General features: G+C 49.7%; 16 protein-coding genes. 7 read left to right on the top strand and 9 right to left on the bottom strand.

The genetic code is table 11. From position 1 onward, the window contains the following. Positions 1 to 268 precede the first annotated feature (268 nt). Both U2F10_RS23825 and U2F10_RS23820 read left to right on the top strand, forming a co-directional pair. Entirely contained in the window at positions 269 to 922 is a 654-nt protein-coding gene (locus U2F10_RS23825) for a hypothetical protein (protein ID WP_499873430.1), read from the top strand. Between the two features lie 129 nt (positions 923 to 1,051). Beyond that, positions 1,052 to 3,097, top strand: coding sequence for an NACHT domain-containing protein (locus U2F10_RS23820; RefSeq protein WP_499873429.1), 2,046 nt, complete (start codon positions 1,052 to 1,054; stop codon positions 3,095 to 3,097). 871 nt (positions 3,098 to 3,968) lie between these two features. Here U2F10_RS23820 and U2F10_RS23815 read toward each other — a convergent pair. From U2F10_RS23815 to U2F10_RS23780, 8 genes are all read right to left on the bottom strand, one after another. Beyond that, entirely contained in the window at positions 3,969 to 4,427 is a 459-nt protein-coding gene (locus tag U2F10_RS23815) for a hypothetical protein (protein WP_499873428.1), read from the bottom strand. A 300-nt stretch (positions 4,428 to 4,727) separates the two neighbouring features. Then, the gene (locus U2F10_RS23810) at positions 4,728 to 5,303 is read right to left on the bottom strand and encodes a hypothetical protein (RefSeq protein WP_499873427.1); all 576 of its coding nucleotides are present in this window, start codon (positions 5,301 to 5,303) and stop codon (positions 4,728 to 4,730) included. Between the two features lie 353 nt (positions 5,304 to 5,656). Beyond that, complete coding sequence (locus U2F10_RS23805) at positions 5,657 to 6,025, bottom strand: nuclear transport factor 2 family protein (RefSeq protein WP_499873555.1); 369 nt, start codon at positions 6,023 to 6,025, stop codon at positions 5,657 to 5,659. A gap of 99 nt (positions 6,026 to 6,124) precedes the next feature. Continuing rightward, positions 6,125 to 6,556, bottom strand: coding sequence for a GNAT family N-acetyltransferase (locus U2F10_RS23800; protein ID WP_499873426.1), 432 nt, complete (start codon positions 6,554 to 6,556; stop codon positions 6,125 to 6,127). A gap of 2,696 nt (positions 6,557 to 9,252) precedes the next feature. After that, positions 9,253 to 10,053: a double-stranded RNA binding motif domain-containing protein gene (locus tag U2F10_RS23795; protein WP_499873425.1), complete on the bottom strand. Its 801-nt coding sequence runs from the start codon at positions 10,051 to 10,053 to the stop codon at positions 9,253 to 9,255. 82 nt (positions 10,054 to 10,135) lie between these two features. Beyond that, the gene (locus tag U2F10_RS23790; RefSeq protein ID WP_499873424.1) at positions 10,136 to 10,381 is read right to left on the bottom strand and encodes a hypothetical protein; all 246 of its coding nucleotides are present in this window, start codon (positions 10,379 to 10,381) and stop codon (positions 10,136 to 10,138) included. Further along, complete coding sequence (locus U2F10_RS23785; RefSeq protein WP_163671285.1) at positions 10,378 to 10,617, bottom strand: hypothetical protein; 240 nt, start codon at positions 10,615 to 10,617, stop codon at positions 10,378 to 10,380. Before U2F10_RS23785 ends, U2F10_RS23790 begins: the two co-directional genes overlap by 4 nt. Further along, positions 10,610 to 11,680, bottom strand: coding sequence for a hypothetical protein (locus U2F10_RS23780; protein WP_499873423.1), 1,071 nt, complete (start codon positions 11,678 to 11,680; stop codon positions 10,610 to 10,612). The genes U2F10_RS23785 and U2F10_RS23780 overlap by 8 nt, the downstream gene beginning before the upstream one ends. 177 nt (positions 11,681 to 11,857) lie before the next feature. Between U2F10_RS23780 and U2F10_RS23775 the strand changes: the two genes are divergently transcribed. From U2F10_RS23775 to U2F10_RS23755, 5 genes are all read left to right on the top strand, one after another. Beyond that, a complete protein-coding gene (locus tag U2F10_RS23775; RefSeq protein ID WP_499873422.1) occupies positions 11,858 to 12,097 on the top strand; it encodes a hypothetical protein in 240 nt (79 codons plus the stop codon). Between the two features lie 678 nt (positions 12,098 to 12,775). Further along, the gene (locus tag U2F10_RS23770; RefSeq protein ID WP_499873421.1) at positions 12,776 to 12,949 is read left to right on the top strand and encodes a hypothetical protein; all 174 of its coding nucleotides are present in this window, start codon (positions 12,776 to 12,778) and stop codon (positions 12,947 to 12,949) included. A 123-nt stretch (positions 12,950 to 13,072) separates the two neighbouring features. After that, on the top strand, positions 13,073 to 13,471 hold the full coding sequence (locus U2F10_RS23765) for a hypothetical protein (RefSeq protein ID WP_499873420.1): 399 nt from the start codon (positions 13,073 to 13,075) through the stop codon (positions 13,469 to 13,471). Positions 13,472 to 13,828: 357 nt separating this feature from the next. Further along, entirely contained in the window at positions 13,829 to 14,107 is a 279-nt protein-coding gene (locus U2F10_RS23760) for a hypothetical protein (protein ID WP_499873419.1), read from the top strand. After that, positions 14,070 to 15,473, top strand: coding sequence for a recombinase family protein (locus U2F10_RS23755; RefSeq protein WP_499873418.1), 1,404 nt, complete (start codon positions 14,070 to 14,072; stop codon positions 15,471 to 15,473). Before U2F10_RS23760 ends, U2F10_RS23755 begins: the two co-directional genes overlap by 38 nt. Positions 15,474 to 15,573: 100 nt before the next feature. Here U2F10_RS23755 and U2F10_RS23750 read toward each other — a convergent pair whose 3' ends face one another. Continuing rightward, on the bottom strand, positions 15,574 to 19,491 hold the full coding sequence (locus U2F10_RS23750) for a hypothetical protein (protein ID WP_499873417.1): 3,918 nt from the start codon (positions 19,489 to 19,491) through the stop codon (positions 15,574 to 15,576). Between the last annotated feature and the right edge of the window lie 54 nt (positions 19,492 to 19,545).

Genomic DNA, 19,545 nt, shown 5'->3' with positions numbered 1-19,545 from the left:
GCAGGGGTGGTATCTAACCACAGACAGCACCTTGGTAGCACCCCAAACAGCATCTTAGTAGCACCGTGACAGAAGCCTTATTGTTAGGAGGTCTTGCTTTGTTGCTAGGGTTGAAAAAATAACTTGAGATCAAGGGGGTGGCACTTTCATGTACTGGTGACAGTTGGGAATGCGGAATAGCGGTCAAACGCCTTGTTGGACACTAGAGACACTGATGAGTGTTCGGGGACAGCTCAGGATCGAGAACCGTAAACATTAAAACCGGACTATGAACCCTAAGGTGCGTCTGGGGTTGCTAATTGCAGCCTTGCTACTGTTAGCGTCACCAACTGTGCTTCTATTGATAGGTTTTAGTATTCTTTCGATTGTATTCCCCAACCTGAATGAAGATATTTTCGTATCGCTCGAACTCGAACGAGAGCCTTTCCAACCAGGTGCCCCCCGAGTTCCGAATAGGAAATTAGCACTACCCTCTCAATTTACGGAACCTCATCAATTTTATGGTCAATCTCTGGTGGAAGTATCAGAGCAATTGGATGCAACCCTCGCAGAAACCGGCGATCGCTTTACAGCGGAAGACGAAACATTCGAGTTTTATGCTCAAGCAGAAGACGGTGACATGATCAGCTATATCGAGCTGACATTTAGAGAACCTCAATGGACATGTGAGTTAGGCGAACCAACGTTCTCCAGTAGACGTCTCATACCGTTGGCAGGCATCTATACGCAACGGTGGGTTAAGACCGCTGAATTGTTAAGCTTTGACATTTATCGAGATAATGGTCTGACGATGGAAGTCTACTGCCCACACGATGGCGGCCAATATATGATCAGTCTTGGCTTCAATCACGAAGAGGACCTTTTCCAATACGGTATTGACCTTATGGAAAGATGCACTGAATGTGGGCAGTCTGACTGGTGATATCAAGATGTGGATTAGATGTAATCCTCGACAGCAACAACGACTACGACTACTTTTCAGAAGTTGATAGCGATTAGACTATGATTCAAGGTGCTACAGGCAAAGGCAAAGTGACTAGGGATAAAGGCCATGCTCGGTGACGTTATCAATGGAATCATCGGCCCTATCTTTGATGCCACCTGGAACTCCCTAAAATCCCAATACCATGCAGGGCTTCGGGACACCGAGCTGAAGCAAGAACGTATCAACGCTCAACGTGCGATCGCACAAGCCTCAGCAAATTACCACCAGAACTATTTAGAGCGCCATTGCAATATCAAGGTGCTTCCCGGCCTGATGAAAGAGGGAATGCCCCTGGACAAGATCTATACAGCCGTCAAATTCCTCAGGGATTCAGACCTCAAGTATTTTTCAACCTTGGATAATCTGGAAGAACTCTATCGGCAAGCGGGTAATCGTCGTTTCAGGGTTGGTGAAGATGAACGGCAGGATGGGCTAACCACTGCCAATAACGAGCAGTACTTAATGGTGCTGGGTGGACCAGGTGTCGGCAAAAGTACCTTCCTGCGAAAGCTTGGATTAGAAGCTCTGGAAAAACGGCTGGCTCATGACGTAGTCCCGATTTGCATCGAGCTTAAATCTTTCAAAAGTGAAGAGATGAGCCTGCAGCAGGCGATCGCTAAAGAACTGGAAATTAGTGGTTTTCCATATGCCGAAAGCCTGGTTGAGTCAATGCTCTCAGACGGCAAGATGCTGATTTTGCTGGATGGTCTGGATGAGGTTCCTTCTAAGCAAGTAGATGGTGTCATTGAGCAGATTAGAAACTTCTGCGACCGGCATAGTCAGAACCGTTTCGTTACCTCGTGCCGTATTGCTGCCTACAAAGGCGGGTTTAATCGGTTTGCTGATGTCACGATGGCTGAATTCGACGACGAGCAAATTGAACAGTTTGTTCATCGTTGGTTTAGTTCAGAGCTTGATGTAGAATCGGGCACTTCTAAGGAATTCTGGAAGCTAATAGAACAACCTGAGAACAAGTCTGCCAAAGAACTAGCTCAGACACCTCTGCTGCTTATATTCTTGTGTTTGGTTTATGACCGGTCTCAGTCACTACCCCCTGTACGCAGTACTCTTTATGGAAAGGCACTCAATATCTTGCTAGAAGATTGGGCAGCTGAGAAACGGATTGAACGCGATCCGATTTATCAAGGCTTCCATGCTGATTTAGAGAAGGTGTTACTGTCTGAGATTGCCTACCAAAGTTTCAAAGATGATCAGCTCTTTTTCTCACAGCAGGATCTTACTGAACGGATTACACAGTTTCTAGCTGATACATTAGACGGTCCAAAGCACCTCGATGGGGCTGCTGTTCTCAAGGCAATTGAGGTTCAGCAAGGAATATTAGTAGAACGAGCAACAAATGCGTACTCTTTTTCCCACTTAACTCTTCAGGAGTACCTTACAGCACTATATATCAGTAGCAAGTGGGATATTCAGGAATTCGTTAGCGAGCATTTGACAGACGAACGCTGGCGAGAGGTTTTTTTATTGACAGCAGGATTAGCAGGTACGCGTAGCCATGAGCTTTTGCTGGCGATGGAGCGACAGGCGAATGTCTTGACTGGTGAATCAGAGTTTCAAGGCTTATTGCAATGGGCAACGAGTCTAAGTGATAGTTCATGGCTTAGTGTAAAGAGCCTGGCATCCAGGGCGTGGCTTTTAGCATCTGTCAGCAACATTGTCTCCAACAGAGAGAGAGACAGAGCCCTAGACATCGGCAACTGGAGCCCCAGTGACTTCCCCAGAGGCCAAGCACCTCCCATGGAAAGTCCCTCAATCTTAGCCGCCGTGGACAGAGCCATGGACAGAGCCGGAGCCTTTGCCAGAGTCAACAACATTGCCAGAGACATTGCCATACAGACGGCATCTGACAAATGGCAAAGTTTTGCCAATCAATTAACCGAAGCATATCTAACCTCCTTTCACTTAGATCAGCAACTAAAAATGCTCTCAGGTATAGGTGCCCAAGCCTTAGAAAAATACCTCTACGCCATCAAGCTAATCATCGATTGCAAAAATGCAGCTGTTCGGGTTTCTCGCAAGGAGTGGGAAGCGATTGAGGCCAGATTGTTGACTGTTCCAGGTGGGGAGGTAGTCGATGCTGGGGATGATTAACCCAGCTGACATCCTAATGATGCGGTGGTTGGTTACCAGGTGCAGGTACGGTGTGTATCGGCTGAGCCTGCTCTGTTTGCGATGCCAGTGCCGGTAGTGTGCCTGAGGGGCAGGTGTTGCTAAGTGGTGGTCAGCAAGGGGGCGAGTGCGGGTGTGGTTAGTGTGTTAGTGGTTTGGGTCTTTACCCCCTTTTTGATAGTGGGATGTTCGGCTATCACGCCATAGGCAGTCTTAAAATCCGACTTTCTAGTTGATGGAAGACATTTGCTAGCTTTAATTGAGGAGTGTCTGAACCAAACCCTTTTTGCTTCAAAGCTCCAAAAGCCTCTCTGAGGGGTGGGACTTAATCTCGAAGACCCATAGCAGGTCGCAAATGGCAACGCCGATTGTATACGCTATCAAGCTTCGTAAAAGGTCGAAAAGCTTGCCTCCTGCTGATGGAGGCGAAGGAGAATAATGAAAATGATTCAAAAAATCATTGAAGAATTCAAGTTCGCAAATAAAGTTAGACAAACACTGGTTGGTATAGGCTTAACAACCGCCATTTGTTATCTGCTCTTCGTCGATGGGTCCCCATCATTTCTACAACTGAATAGCCTGTGAATCCTATGGGTGATGTGATTTACCTCATAGGATTCCTTATCTCCTATAGAAATCAAGATTACGCTGCTGCTGTGGAATGTGGTCCTGAACGTTACTCCAAGAGCCCATAAAAAGCCCCCACCAATCGGCAGAGGCTCTAAAAAGTGTGTGTGTTTGGAGAGTCTGAGTGGGAAAAGGGTGCCCTGGGAATGAAGCTTCACAGATTAACGGAGTCTGCACTGGGCACCCAAGCTTGTTTACCTGCGGACCGCAACAGCTCAGCGCTCTGTTAGCGGATGGACTTAGTCCGAGCATCCAGTGCGTCTAAGCGTGCTTCCTGGATGTTATCAACAGCCTTAGTCCGAGCATCCAACGCTTCTAAACGAGCGGCTTGAATATCCTCAACGGCTTTGGTCTGGTTGTTTAAGTGTTCAAGGCGTAGCTTGTGAACACTGTTCTTGGTACGAGCGTCAAGTGCATCTAAGCGAGTAGCTTGGATATCCTCGACAGCTTTGGTACGAGCGTCAAGTGCATCTAGCCGAGCAGCTTGAATATCTTCGATAGCCTTGGTCTGGTTATTGAGGTGCTCAAGGCGTAGTTTGTGGACGGAATTCTTAGTGCGGCGGTCGAGGGCTTCGAGGCGGGCTTCTTGGATATTGAAGTTAGCAGGCTCAACAGCGGAGGCAACAGGTGAGATCGCAGCGGAAGCAACGAGAACAGTTAAGGCAGAAAGAAGTGTGCGTTTCATGGTTAAAGCTCCTTGAGGAATCAGTGAAGTATTGGACTTGCTTCATTGATTACAAGAATGCCGGGGCTAGCTGAACGCTATCTGACCGATACCTGAAGGTTGCTTAAGGGGTTTCTGAAATTGGCTGAGTAAGTTTGGTGATGGGGATCACAGGGGTGTTTGGCGGAAGTTGCCTTGGCTCACTGAATCTTAGTGCCGCTGCCTAAAAGGCTTGCGATCGCAGGAAAAACTTGAATAACTTGCAGGGTTGCGATCGGTATTTCCGACTACATCCAGTTATCATCTCGCGCTTCCCGAGCCCTACAGGTCCCTCGATTGTAAGGCTGCAAAAAACGATGCCGCCTGCGGAAGGACCATACGAGAACTCCGTTTTTCAACTCCAGACTTGCGGATAACCCGATTCAGCTTGCGCGAGAAGGCATTCACAACCGCCCAGTTCCATCCGGTCGGATCCCCCAGCTCGGGATAGGTCGTCGCCCAGTTGTGAGCCCGCGTTTCTGAGTTGTGATTCATGTGCGAGTGGCGAAGGCTCCCGTTTCGTGGCGATTCAAGATAGAGCTGAATGAGTCCCCATCCGTGACAGGAATGCCGGTACGTGGCACCCTTACATTTTTGGGGATTCACGTCATCGCGTCGGAAATGGACGTAGCCGCCTGCACCTTCGGCATAGATTTGTAGGTGAAGTGTCGGGTGTTGTCCCTGCGACCAATCGTTAATCTGATATCGGCGTTCGACATCAGACAGTGAGCGAAATTCTGTGATTTCGGTCTCAAACTCGGAGGCAAGCTCAAAGATGCGACACGGCATCGTCTCGAAGAGGTGATCCAGGATCAAACGATGGTCGTTGCCGTACGCAAAGAAATCACAATTCGGCATGACACTAAGGTGCGAGCGAACGCGACATAACGATTGCGTCAACTGGGCGGCGAGCAGAAGTTTAAAAATTCCACTCAGAAAGGTGGTTTTCGGAGCGTCCGCTGCACTCAGAGTTAGACAACTCTCGCTACTCCAGCATTCTACACAGCCGATCGCCCTAGAAAACGATCGCCTCTGCAGCTTGGCGATCGTCCCAAACATAGCTTACTGGAGCTTTCCAGCGAAGATAGAACACGGAGGCTTGAAGCGGAAAAGTAGCACAAAAAACTGCTGGGACCTTGAAACGAAACCTGTAGAGAACTTGAGTGGGAAGACAACCTGACCCTGAAAGGACTAACGGAGGCAATGGAGCTCTACTCTGTCGGCAACGGAAGCCCGTGTTGTCTCAGGAAACTAAGTTTGTCCCAATACCCTCTCTGAAAACTGATTTTGCCGTCAACAATTTGGAAGAATCCGCATCCTCGCAAGCCCAAAGGATCGCGCCATTCAAGAATAGCCCATTCGCCGTCCTCGAATAGATTTTCGGGGATACAGGTCATTTGAGCTGTGGCAAATTCTTTCGCGAACATGTCTCGGATGGCACTACGCCCATTTACGGGTGTCTCCGCAACCTGATGGTTGACGGCATCCTCAGCGTACAGGGATGCCAGGGCTTCTACATCCGCAGAGTTAAATGCGTCAACGAATGCTTGTACTACCGCCTTTGGACTCAGGTCAGTCATATTTTCTCTACTGCGCTCTAACGATTGCGTTAACCGGGCGGCGACGGTTGACGTTGATCTCAAAAATCGCGTGAATCGCCGCTCTGGTTCAACACGTTGTTAGGTGGCATTATCGCGTAATCGTTTGAAGTACATCAGTTCCCGATCACCTTCGTCAAGGTTTTCGATGAAGCCACTTCGATCAAATTCCAGCGTTGCCAGTAGCCGTTGCATCGGGACGTTGGATTGATTCGTCGATGTGAACAGTTTGGGGGTGCGGCATGCGTTGATCAAATGACGGATCAACGTAGACCCGATTCCTTGACGGCGGAATTGCGGATGGACATAGAGCATTTCGATCCAACCATTGTCATAGAACTTGTAATTCAGCACCGCGTAGGCCACCACCTTCGCGTCGATGACGGCGACATAACACGCGGATGATTCGATTTGGTCGTGAATGAACTGGACACGTGCTGGTTCGGATGCCGCAACGTGATCGAATGAGATAATCGCATTTGCATCCGTGATTTGGGCGATTCGCAATTCCATGACAGTGTCGTATGCCAGCTCACTACTAACGATACGGAAACTTTCTGGAGAAACACCATAAGCATATCGCCCAGAAATTTTCTGGATAGCACCCTGAATCTTGAAGGGTTGCGTTCTCGTTAAGAACTGGAAGGTTGCGATCTCCAGAAGGGTTGAGATCGCGTTTTACCTTTGACGGCTTCAACGACCCTGGGTAGACACAGGGTGACTCACACCCCCATAACTAGCACACTGACTGTCACATCACACTCAAAATACAGTTCACATTTCAGAAAAAGTTATCCGAGGGTCGCCCACGGGTCGCCCACGGGTCGCCCAAAAGTTATCCGAGGGTCCTCCTGGGATCCTCGGAGGACCCTTTTAGATATCTCTGGGATATTTCTGAGGGGTCCATGCGATCATCTTGACCTATGCGATCACCATGAGGTACCCATGCGATCATCTTGCGATCTCCATGAGGTACCCCCTTAGGTGCCCTTTTAGGTACCCCCTTAGGTAACCTTTTGCTGCCTGGCATCGCCATAGCACTTGGTAGTGAAATATACAAATAACCCTGAGATTCACTCTTTCTTCCCTAACTTTCCTGCTAATTCCTAATAGAATCCTCAAAAATAAACCCGTATTTACTACTTATTAATAATCCTAATTCCTAACAATAAATACCCCTACAATCCCAAAGTTTCTAACAGAAAGCCTTTTACCTCCACTTTCCTTACCTGGTAACGCCGTAACGCAATAGCGACAGCATCGTAACACTTCACCTTCATTTGTATCAGACGTTACCGAACGCCGTAACGCAATAGCGACAGCATCGTAACAGTCCAGTAACACGGACACTCAAAAGGCGTTTTCAGTCTGTTACTAAGGACTGTCTGTTACTTGGGATACTGCCCTATCTTAGCCTCTTCCCGATCTCGGTAACGCCCAAGCGACAGGGGTCGTAACACTTTAGGTCACCTGTTACCAGCCTTGTTACTGGAAAAACAGGCTAGTAACAGGCGGTAACGACCAAGCGACAGTGGGTGTAACATTTTTGTTCCAAGTAACAGATGCGGTAACAGTGGCGGTAACACCTGTTACTTCGTTGGAAAAAGTACAAAATTTATTCGTGAAAAATCCTTACTAAACTTTTTTAGTGACGTAATTATTATTTGATCACTACATCACTTTCTTTGGGAGAGTGATAGTTTTCTTTTGGAAACTTCCCTAAAAAATATCTGAAAGTTGAAAGGAGTGATGAAAAACTATCGCCTCATCCATCCAGTAGTTATTACTTTTTAGAATCCCGTTGTTGCGAGTGATGATGGTGCGAGGAGCGTTGTCTGTGTGGGTGAGCATCTAAAGTCATTCCCAGATCACGCTTACCCTGATGGATTGATGATTGATGGGTATCTAGGCGAGCACATCAGCTGAAGACTCCCCTCATTGAATAACCCCCGATGCGTCAGGCATCGAGGGTTGCTTTGTTATAGACGTTACTCATAGGTTGATGGAGCAGTATGTCTGCCCTCTGTGCCTAGAGTGCCCTTAAATGAGGAATTCTGTATTCCCTTGAAGGGGCATGTTTACAGGATGCAGAGCCAATGACTGCCAAGGGGCAAATTTCAGCGAACTGTATTTAATTTTCTTTACTTTCGCCTTGACCCGTGTATTTTTCGAGGGCAGAAGGATTAAGGGCAATGGCAGGTGCACTCTTGGCGGTTGAGGTTGGCGGTTGAGTGATCGGCATTTCGAAATGAGGACACCAGGTGATGAAGATAGGGTGCCAATCGAGCAAGGCCAGTTGCTGTTCCTGTGTGAGACGTATTGGCTGAGATGGGGATGAGGATGGGCAACCCTCACATTACACTTTCTGCCTTACGTTGCTACATCTTCTTGGTAGCGACTTACCCAAAACAAGTATCTGAAATGACTGCCCTGGCCTTTCTGGCTGTTTGCTCACGATCAACAATAATTTCCAGTTTTATAGCCTTATTTATTAATAGCTAAAACTCCTATTTCTTGCTAATAAATACCCCTACAAACCTATAGTTTCTATCAGTAACTCTCTCACCCTCCTTCCTTCCCCCCTGGTAAGGCCGTAATGTATATTACATCAGCGGTGTAAGGAATCATCCCTCTCCAGTAAGGAAATGGCCGATCCGGGTAATGCATGTGTAATGGGAGGTGTAAGGAATCCTTACTGAGACCCTTACTTTTGCCTTTCTGACGCCTTACTGCATTACTGGCCTTACCACGGAGTTCACCCGGATCTAGCTCTTGGTAAGGAGCCGTAATGTATATGTAATAGTAGGTGTAAGGAATCAGCCCTCCTCATTACCAGCGCCTTACTGATTCCTTACCCGGAAAATGGCTTAGTAAGGGGCTGTAATGACCCTGTAATGGTAGGTGTAAGGAATCCTTCCCCAGTAAGGAAGGCGGTAAGGAATCTGGTAAGGCCCATTACTCCGTTGGAAATAGGTAAGTGAAAATTCCTTACTAAACTTTTTTGAGTGAGTAACAAAATAGTGATCATCACATAAGACTTTTTAGAGTGACAGATATTTTTGTTGTGGAGATTGCCTTAGAAAACTATCTAAAAATCAAAAGGAGCGATGAGATTAGATCGCTCCTTTTGGAAAGATATTTATTGACTTTTTAACGTATTGATTAAGTCTTTGATTTGTCTGTTTGAACAAGTCTGGTTATCGCTCCGTTCACGAGTACCCCAGCTGTTTCAAGGCCTCAATCGCAGCACTTCGCTTGGCCGATTTCTTGTTGGGGGCTTCTCCTGTGGTTGCAAGCTGTTTACCCAACACCTTCACCTGGCACTCGCAGAAGAAGCCCCCCTGGCAATGGCCAAAGGCGTATTGAGGCAGTCGCACCTGATGCTTATGGCAGATTTCCTGGAGTTGAGAGATCGGGTTATCGAGGTGGATTTTGCCAATGAAAGGCCTGGCCTGGAGCTTGGCAGATGAGGGTTGGGAGGAGGAAGGGGGAGAAGGCTGAGTGGGGGCAGGAGCGGGTTGGACTGCAGTGGGAGGTGGAGCGGGCTTGGTAGGCGCTGAGGAGGGAGGTGGAGCAGGCTGGGACGGCTCAGGGAAATGCTTAGGCGGGGTAACTGGCTTAGGAGAAGTAATTGGCTTAGGAGAAGTAGCCACAGCGGTCTTGGGAGCCACCGGGACCTTAGACGCCTTCACCGGGACCTTCGTAGGCTCAGGGGGGCCAGAAGACGCCATCGGGACCTTAGAAAGCTCAGCCCTATCTGTAGCTCTGGGTCGCATCATGGCCGGTCGCTTGGCCGGTCGTAACGCCACCACCGTGCCCTGGGAGGCGATTGGATCAGGCTTTCCAGGCGTATTACGACGACTCGCCCTCATCTCATCTCGGATCAGGAGCCCGACTTGGATCGCCAGCTCCTGATCGGGATAGAGAGAATCGAGAAACGAGACCTGAGCGGCATTCAACCAGACTTCAGCCCGGTAGGTATCTCTGACCTTGGGAGTACGGGTGTTCATGACTAGAAAGGGGTTGGCTAGATTGAAGAGGGTGGCCTGGTGGGAGGTGCTGGTGGTGGAGAAGGGTTAGCGCCAGGTCGGTCTAGTACGTGTAAGCTCCGCGACGTTCTCTCTGGGTAGTTCGGGTAATCAGCTTGCGCGGATACCTCGCCGGAGGTAACCAGCGGGTGTGATTGGAGGCCATAAAGAAGCCGAGTGCCCTAAGCCCATCGACGGTCCAGATAGCAGGCTTCATGCCAGGGACCGGCGAGAATACAAACCCATGGCCCAGGACAGGCAGGGCAACGGTTTGGTGGGTGCGAGTATGGATAAAACGTTGGGTTTTCATGGGGATTCATCGTCAGATATACAGAGCTCAGCTAAATCCTCTGCCAAGCCTTCCTCAGGCACTGACCGTTGCGTCTTGTGTTGGGATGTCGCCTCATCACGACGAACGGCCATTCTCTTATAGGCATCTAGCTCAGTCATCAACTTCAACACGCGATCTGAGAATGTGTAGTCATCGCCAGGGTATCGAGCCTCTAAGTCAGCCTTCACCACATCCCGGATGTGGACTTTAGCCACTGGCCTGACCTCCCTTCGCGACTAACGCTTTCGCAATCTCATATAAGCCCTGAACATTGGCATTGACCGGATCTTCAACCACTCTGAAGTTGTACTTACGAAGCAACGGTTCAATCCCTGGAAGCATCGCACCACCCCCAAACACCAACCCCGCATCAGCGGTCTTCATAAACTTGTTCGCCAATTGCAGTGGCCTAACAAACGCTTCTGTGAACCACTCTTTCAACAAGATGTAGTAGTCGTCTTCGAAACTAAAGCGGTCATGGGCCACAGCGGCTCCATAATACATATCCCCTCGCTCAACCCCCTGGCGGATGACATGAATATCACCACTGGTTGACCGCAACACATCGGTAACACTGGGAGCCAGCGCAATCTTTTGATAGAGATCCATCACCCCCATCGGAAACGGGGCCTGATTAACGAGCTTCCTGCGATAAAACGAACTGACATTAATCGTGCCACCGCCAATGGACATAACAACGATGTTGCCATGGGTGTTCAAATCAGGCACCCCTAACAGCACACCAATCCCTTCATCCCCACACCCCAGCGGCTGGATAGTGATTTTGTGAAACCGACGACCACATTTAATCTCATGGGTCCCCGAGAGGATGTCCATGGCATAGCGTCGTAACTCTTTCGTCACCTTCTGTAGACACGTCAGCAAGTTCAGAGTAAAGACCTCGGGCAGTCCTTTCTGGTAGGTCAACAACCCGAGCACCATGATGAGCGCTGAATCCAGCTTGTTTGATTTGTCGTCCGAATTCTTCTGACAGTTATCAGGGTCGATGGCATACGCGGCACTGCCCACGGCAATATGTCGCCCTACTAGCTCGGTAGCATCTCCCAAGATATAGGTAAACACTCCTTCCTCGGGCATATCGGGCAAATCAGAGAGTCCCTCTTTGATGTAGTAGCTCGGCTCATTCACCTGAATCGTTGAGCCACGGAGTTGAGCCAGCGAATAGCCAAAATCACCGGCAGCGGTTAAGACGATGGCAGGTTCCGTTTTGGTGCGTTTGGGTACCCCGGCCTTCGGGGTGTCAGTAGCTGTAACCATTGATTTCTCGTTCCGTTACTAAAAAGCGGGTGTTTAGGAGTTCCGATTTCGGTCGGTTCGGTAGCGGTATCGGAACTCCTGCTTTTGATATTATGGCATCAAGATATGAAGATCGCAAGATGTCTATATCCCAAAATATGACGGATGCCTTGGTATGTAACAATAGGGGCGACTTTTATGACGGTGACTCACTTGGCCCGCAGCAGACGTAAAGACCCCAATTATGGGCACACCTCCGTAGACCTCCCTAAGCCCCTGCTACTCAAGGTCAGATCGGTGTGTGCGCTGAATGAGTTGACGTTTGCTGAAGCGGTTGAAACGGGGCTGGCCCTATGGCTGGAGTCCATGAATGAAGAGGTGCCGGAATGGGAGCCACCAGTTGAAGGGGAAGACAAGCGCCGGAGAGCTGAGGAGTGATGACGTTCCAGGGTGTCACGATGGCTGTGCTGCTGTCTGTCCTGCTGGGATGACGGGTACGAGAAGCAGACGGCCAGCCAACCTATAGGCCGGACGCTCAAAGCAGAGGGCTGATGGCTCCAAAAACTAGACGCTCACGATAGATAAAGGGGTGGCCCACTAGACACTGAACGGGCATCGATCAACGACGGCAAGAGCACTCGGTCGTCTGACCATATGGCGAGAATGCGTTGAGTTCTCCAAGTAATCAGACATCACAAAAAATTCACAGGTCAGATCTCAGCGCGCGACGGGATCCCTGATTCACCTAGCGGATGCGTCGAGAATCCGTCATATCGACCCGTTATTTGGCTTTAGAGGCTTTATGTAGTCTTAACTGTAAGCTGAATCTTTAGTCAATCAATCGCCAAGCAACCTATAATTACGTATCAGCCGTGAGATAACTTCACAAAATAAGGGTTGCTGTCGTCTTAATAGTAAGCTAGTCTTACTATAAGAGAACACGCAAAGGCCAATATATCTCTATTGGCCTTAAGTAACGCCATTAAATGTAGTCTAGTATGTCTATTGAGATTACTCTAGTTGTACCTCAGGTACACCACTCCTGTTAGGGCGATTGCCTGGCTGTTCTCCGCATCTCCCATCATCTATGCAACCCAATCAAGTAGGAACTGAACCATGAGAAAAAGTAGCGAACCCCTCCAAATCTATTCGTTCCGTCTGAGCGCTCGTGACATTCGCAAAATTGATAGCCAACAAGGTGAAAGCCGGACGGCTCGCTTGAGAAGTCTGATCTCCGCAAATACGGCTCCTCAGCAGAAAACGGCGTCTCAGCGGAAAGTCGCCACGTAGCAAAAAGCCGCCTGACCAAGAGGAGTCAGGCGGCTCTGAGTGGTTTTACATTGACTTCAGAACACTACCCTGAATGCAAATGTAATCCGTACAGTAAAAAGAGATTACATATATATAAATAGCATGAAAAATTCTTTTTGCCCAGCCTCTAATAAAAATTCTCAGGAGATTGATTGCTCTCAATCGTTTTGGAGGCTACTCAAAACGGTGGCCCACTATCTAGAAGTGCCAAATCGCCACATCAAGAAACTCAAGAAGCGCTTCTTCACCCTCAGCCTGGGCCAACAGCAGCTTGTCACTCAAACCTGGATCCGCATCGGGCATCTACAGGATTACGGCATCCGACTCGGATTCCTAAGCAACGAGGGAATCATCGGCATTGATTCGCCCTTGGACGCATTAACGATTCTCTTTGAAACCGCTGAGCACGATATAGAAGACGCGATCTGGCAATGGAACGTTACGAAAGAATTGCTAGACCGTGTCAGCGCACTTAACGCAATCCAGGGGGCCTTGGCATGAACACCCTCAGGGGGAGATGGGGGGGAGTCGCCCGAGACCCGCCTTGGGAGTCTCTTCCGTAATCGTTTTTCCGTAATAGATTGTCAAATCAGGTTGCAGATAATTGAAACCCTTTATTTCAGTAGTTTTTGGAAAACTCAGTTGTGCAAGGTGTCTTGAGGCAGAAAAAAAACTCACACCTTGCTCCAAAGTTCCTACACCAGGACAAGTCGTGAGTTTTCCAATGTTGATGACCACACTTAGGAGGCCCTCAAGTATGAATTTAATGCAAAAGTCGAAAGACTTTTCATATTGTACTCGATTTACACTCGCCACGTCACTAAACAAGAGATTTATTTTGGCAGGAGGGACTGAGTCATGAGTAGTACGCCTAAAACGCCTTCCACTAAAGCAACTGGTGGCGACAATCTCCAGATGCCAGAACCATCGCAACAGCCAAAGAGACTCAGAGGCCTTCACGATCGCATTGCGGCGTTGTTGAGAAAGGCAGCAGATCTCAAGGCTAAGGCCAGAGCAAAGAAACAAAAAACTGCCAAAATCGTTTCTTTGCTTATCGCGTCACTGGCAGCAATATTGATTTTCAGCAGCAGGCCATCCAATGCAACAATTCGGCTATATACGAGTATCCACGTCTAAAGAAGAGCAACTCACTAGCCTCAAGAACCAACACCAAATGATGATCGATGCAGGTGTTCCTGAAGAGAATATTTTCATCGATCATGGTGTGTCCGGTTGGAAAAAAATCAAACGTCGAGGGTTCGAAGCTTGCTTAAATGCCTGTCGTAATGCAGCCAAATCTGATGAGGTGACGTTATTTATCTCGAACGATAAGCGATTTGGCAGGTTGGCTGCTCAGGGCATGTTACAGCTCGAAGAACTGGAAACGAAGGGGGTCAGAGTGTTTGACCTGCTAACCCGTAGCTATATGTCCGTTAAAGGAGACCACTTCTTGGTAACGGGTCTAAAGCTGATAGTGGGCCAACAGGAATCACAGCGCCTGTCTGAAATGCAGTTGCGGAATTATGAACAGCGCAGGGCTCAGGGCAAGGCCATGGGGGGTAAGCCTCCTGCTGGGTATCGCCGGAATCCTGAGGACAAAGGTCGTTATGAAGTTATCCCAGAATTTAGGGAGCCCCTGAAAGAATTAATTCAGTGGGCGGCTGATGGGGTTAGTCTTTACCAAATCGCAAAGCGAATACAGGCGGATGACGTACTAAGCGAAATATTCAAAAAACGTCAGGGGGCGAATCCGCAGCTCCCTAGAGAGACTACTCTTAGGACATGGTTACAGAACCCAGTGCTCAGGGGGCACTTCTTCTACAAACAGAAGGGTGTGATTGTTCACAAAGCCTACGATTGCCATGAGGCAATCATGAGTGATATTCAATACCGGGCGATTCAGTATCACTATCAAGCCAACCAAGAAAATTTAGCCCGATGGGGTGGCCGGAAACACCCGATCAGTTCGTCTTACCTACGGTGTGGTATCTGTGGCGGCAAGTGCTGTATTCAATACTCCGCAGGAAATAAGCCTTGGGGACGAAAATATGGCAGATGCCGGAAGGAGAACAACTGCGATCATCGTGCCGGAACCCGAATTCAAATCATAGAGCAAGCTATCCAGCAAAAATTGGCCTCCCAAGCCAGTGATATTGCCAAACTGGTGGTTCAGCCCAAGACTGATGAAATTGCTCAGCAACGGGTAGTGGCTCTAGAAAGAGAGCTAGATGAAGCTAAGGCGATGGCCTTACGATCCAGTAGGAAAGGAGCGCAGGCAATGGTGGATGAGATTGAAGCAGAACTCAGAGCCGCAAGGCACCAAGCTCAACAGACCCAGCCGGTAGACCTTGATGCCTATAAACACTACCTAGACTTACTCCGAGAGTCCGACACCCTGGATTACCTGGATGTAAATGAACGCCACGAGGTTTATTACGCCTTGGTAGATAAGGTAGTGATTCTGGACGGTGGTGTGTCTGAGGTCATAACTATATGGGGCTGAGACGAACGTCCCACCCATTGCTCTTATATTTCCCTAGCAACTGGCGCGTTTATTCACTCAACTTCACTGGAAGATGAGCTTTGATCCAATATCAGAGGGTCTACTGTTGAGATCTTGAGGGTTGAATACCGACAGGGGGTGGATCAGCATCACGGTGACAAGCTTTTATCGGGGAATTTAGCCCTCCGATGAGCCCATCAGGTGGAGGTGTCCCCTCGGGCAGCACAGTAAACAGAGGATCCTCTGGATAAGGTCTTGGTTTTACTGTGCTGTCATCAGAGTCCTTGACAATAAAGGCGTGTAGACGCTGCTGCCATCCGGTCACGGCAGACTTAATTAACCCCTCGATGAACTGATTGAGTTCCGCAAGCTGCTCTAATGCCTGCTCGGTGAACGCCTGCCGAGTCTCAGCGCTCGGCGTTACCCCTTGCGCTTTGATCTGTTTTTTAGTGACCTCCTTTGAGATAGCAGCTCGGCCCTTCTCACTCAAGTTGGTTTGCATCACGCGGACGCGTTTTTTGCGCCCATCAATAGTGGTCCAAGGTTGCCTCGCACACGCCGTAATAATTCCCAGATATTTATCGAGGAATTTGCAGACCGTACTGATGGGGTCTTCATCCCAGACAAATTCTTTCCCCCAATATTTTTGTGACCAGAGATTTAGCATCCCCGCATTGGCCGCCAAGAGTTGGGCAAACTCGATGACATCTTCCCGATCCAGGGCAATCTCATCATCGACGCCATTCAAGATGCGCTGAACCATCCGGTGCTGCCCCACCCCATCGGCCAGTTGTAAGGTCAGGAGGGCTTTAGAGCCCTTTAGCTCCTTCAACCCCTGTAGGATCCCGGTCTGGCTCAGGGTTTCCAGATGGTCATCGGAGATAAGTTGGATAAGCTGCACTACCTGGTCACTCTGGGAACCCAGCTCAATTGCCGCTCTTAGTAACATTTGAGCTAAGAGCCCCTGTTGATTTTCGAGTGTGTGAATCAGTTCTTTATTTTCCAACGCAGAGTCTGGGAATAACCGACTCAGCTCCAGCTTCCGCCGATGGCAATTCAGAATGAAACCCGACTCAGTTGGGTCGAGGAGTGCTGAGCGGTACGCCAACGCGTCTAATACGCATGTTCCATCTTCTCTCGTGATAGTTTGGTAGTCCTCCAGCGTTCGTTTACCGCGAGCAATGGTTCGGCACCGCATCCATTCCGCCGCGTTGATTTTTTTATCCAGCAGGGTTTTGATGGCTTTGTTGGTGCCGGGGTCACTGCGTACCTCTCGCACAGACCAGTCGAGGGCCTTACATTTATCGAGCAGCAGATCAGTTCGAAAGAACCGTTGTCGTGCCGCCCAGGCTTCATACTTAGCCGCCCAATCAATCGCCCAGTCCAGGTTTTTGAGCTGCGCCTTCACCTTGGTCGTATCCCCTTTCAACAGGGCCAGATAGCGCTGATTTTCCTGGCGTTCTTTATCCGCCCAGTACGACTCGGTGAGCTGCTCAATACTGGTAAACGACTCGCGAGGGCTGTATACGCACAGTTTGGGGGTATCGCCACGCAACAGGCTACGGCACCGGCTAAAGAATTGGTTAACAGAACTGGCTGCCATTTTTGGTGACGCGGCGCAGTACACCACATCAAAGTCACGTTGCAGGTCAATCCCGGTTTCAGCCAGCCGGGTCAGAATCACAATCTGGGCATCGCGGACTGTTTCGTCCGGCTTGGCCGCAAACCCTCGTTTTTGGGTTTTAGTTGAGTAGGTGCCGTCTCGAAACACCACGCGTACGCCCGCCTGTTTGAGGGCTCGTCTTAGTTTAGAGGCCGTTTTTTTGTGATTGAAATAGCCCTTGAGGCCCCGTGCCTTTCGAACACTGCCTGCCAAGACCAGAATCTGTTTCCCGGCCAGAGCATCATCGATCAGCGACTGATAAAACGCGCCTGCCCCCGAAATCGTCTCCCCGTGTTCATCCTCATCATCTAAAAAGAGGTCAACCTTAACGGGTTTCCGTGGCTGCTCGCGGATCAGCTCAACCACTTTGACCGGTTCGCCGGATATATCTGCAAGGAAATCGACCGTAATGGGATTGATGTCGGCGTTCAACCAGAGCTGGACTGGGACTTCTTTGATCAATGCTTGCAGTTGGGCCAGGTTCGGATCGGCGGCATCACCCAATAGGCCCTTGAGCACTCGCAATATCCAGGTATCGGGCTCGTCTGCCGCCAGATAGTCCACCCGCTGGCCTTTGATCTTATAAAGGGACTCCGCAGGCGTATCTAGGTTGCCACCCTGGTTGAACGTGCTCCCTGTGTCATCCGCAGACGACTTCATCGTCAGCCCTTTTGCACTGAAGCGGGCCGCTTTCTCAATCGATAAGGTCTGCGTCGGACTGACCCCGTGGTACGTCAGATTTCCATAGCGTTGTTGCAGATAGACCGCCAGTTGAGCTGCAAACTCAGTTTTGCCACACCCGGTCTCACCTGAAATGACGACCGGGCCGTCATAGCGGGCAATCCGCTCGAAGTCTACTTCGTTCATTGCACTACCCGGATTGATGACCCGGTCGTTAGGCATGGCTTTGCCCCGAGCGCTATTGAGAAGGGTTTGCCGGTGTTTCCGCTCAATCTCACGGTAACGCTGGGTTTCAGCCTTGGCAGTGTCGACATCCGGTACCGTTGCGATATCCAGGGGGGTGCAGTCCTGGCCGACCGCTGCCGCCCATTTTGCCGCCGTGGCCGCCGCTTTTTTGACTTGCGCATGGGCGGCCTTGAGCGTCGCATCTGTCTTGCCCGCTTCGTTTGTCACGGCACTCCAGGCGGGGCGATACTTCCGAGGGGCGACGTCTTGAGAGTGAGCAAAGCTGGTGATGGTCCAATTGCCAGGTTGTTGGCAGAAAATTCGAGCCACATCCGATCGCCCACCTCGGTAGGACGGTTCCTGGGGATCGCATAGCCTCAGGCCATCATGTTCAGGGCCGATGTCTCCGGCTGCGATGGTTTGTCCGTTACTTAGGTAAAGGGTGTGTTCTCTATCCAGTGTTACCTTTTGGGCCTTTTCGATTCGTTCGTTGGCCAGATTGGAGCACTCTTCTGGTGTCAGGTCTGGCTGCTCTTTTTTGATGTGCTCTATTACGTTGGCGGTGCGCTCAGGCTCTTTTAGCTTCCTGCTCTCCTTGATTCGGTGCTCAACTTCGGCCAATTCTTCAGGGGTTGGTTCTGGAAGGGTGTCAATATCCAGAACGTCTCCTTTAAATAGTTGTGGTGCGGGTCTGCGTTGCTCCCATTCATCTGGGACGATGGCACCTGCTTCATAGACCAGACGTTCTGCGGAAAACACTGAGAGATCTACCAGCGTCCGTTGATGGATGGCCGTGACTCCGGTTTGGGCATTGGCCCTCGCTAGCTTATGAAAGCCGTGTCCGTTCAGCCAGGTGCGAACTTTGAGAACCTGCTTCAGCCGCTCAACATCACCACGGACCATTAAATACGTGTGGTGTCCAGTGGCTGGCTTAAGGCATGCCCCTGTGGCCTTGTCGTAAATGCTACTACTAGTGGACATCGTCACCACTCGTCCGCACCTTTCCAGTTCGGGCACACAACTCACCAACGCCTGCCAAAATTGATCAGCATCTAGCTCGGGTTGACTCGGTTCAGGGTCGTGGTCTAGTAGAACCGCATGCGTATCTTCTGGCCATTGGTAGTACTCTTTAGATCGACTAATGGCAGTCTGAGTATTCAGACTACTAAATTTCTTTAGCTTTCCGAGTTGGTCCTTTGGAAAGACCCGGTTGATGCCCGGATGGGATGGCACACCTAGGGTGAGGGCCTCATTCTTTTTGAGCGTTCCAATCAGATTGGCGAGCCCGACTAGCGGATTATTTCTAAATTCAACCGTGCGGGCTTCGCCTTGACTAATGCCTAAGTAATGGTTCTCATCCTTAGTCGGCTTTCCATCTACATTAAGGATTCGTTTTTGGACACTGCCCCGTGTGGCCTTGATGACTCCAATTTGGAAGGTGCTACTCATGACGCCGCACCCCCATCTGCTAGAAGTGCAACGCCGCTACATTGTCTGCTTACT

Origin of the sequence: Leptothoe sp. EHU-05/26/07-4 (assembly GCF_043421015.1) — a bacterium.
In the GTDB taxonomy this organism is placed as follows: domain Bacteria; phylum Cyanobacteriota; class Cyanobacteriia; order Phormidesmidales; family Phormidesmidaceae; genus Leptothoe; species Leptothoe turfae.
Note: the sequence above shows the minus strand (reverse complement) of the source record. Positions and strands in the feature narration are given on the sequence as shown.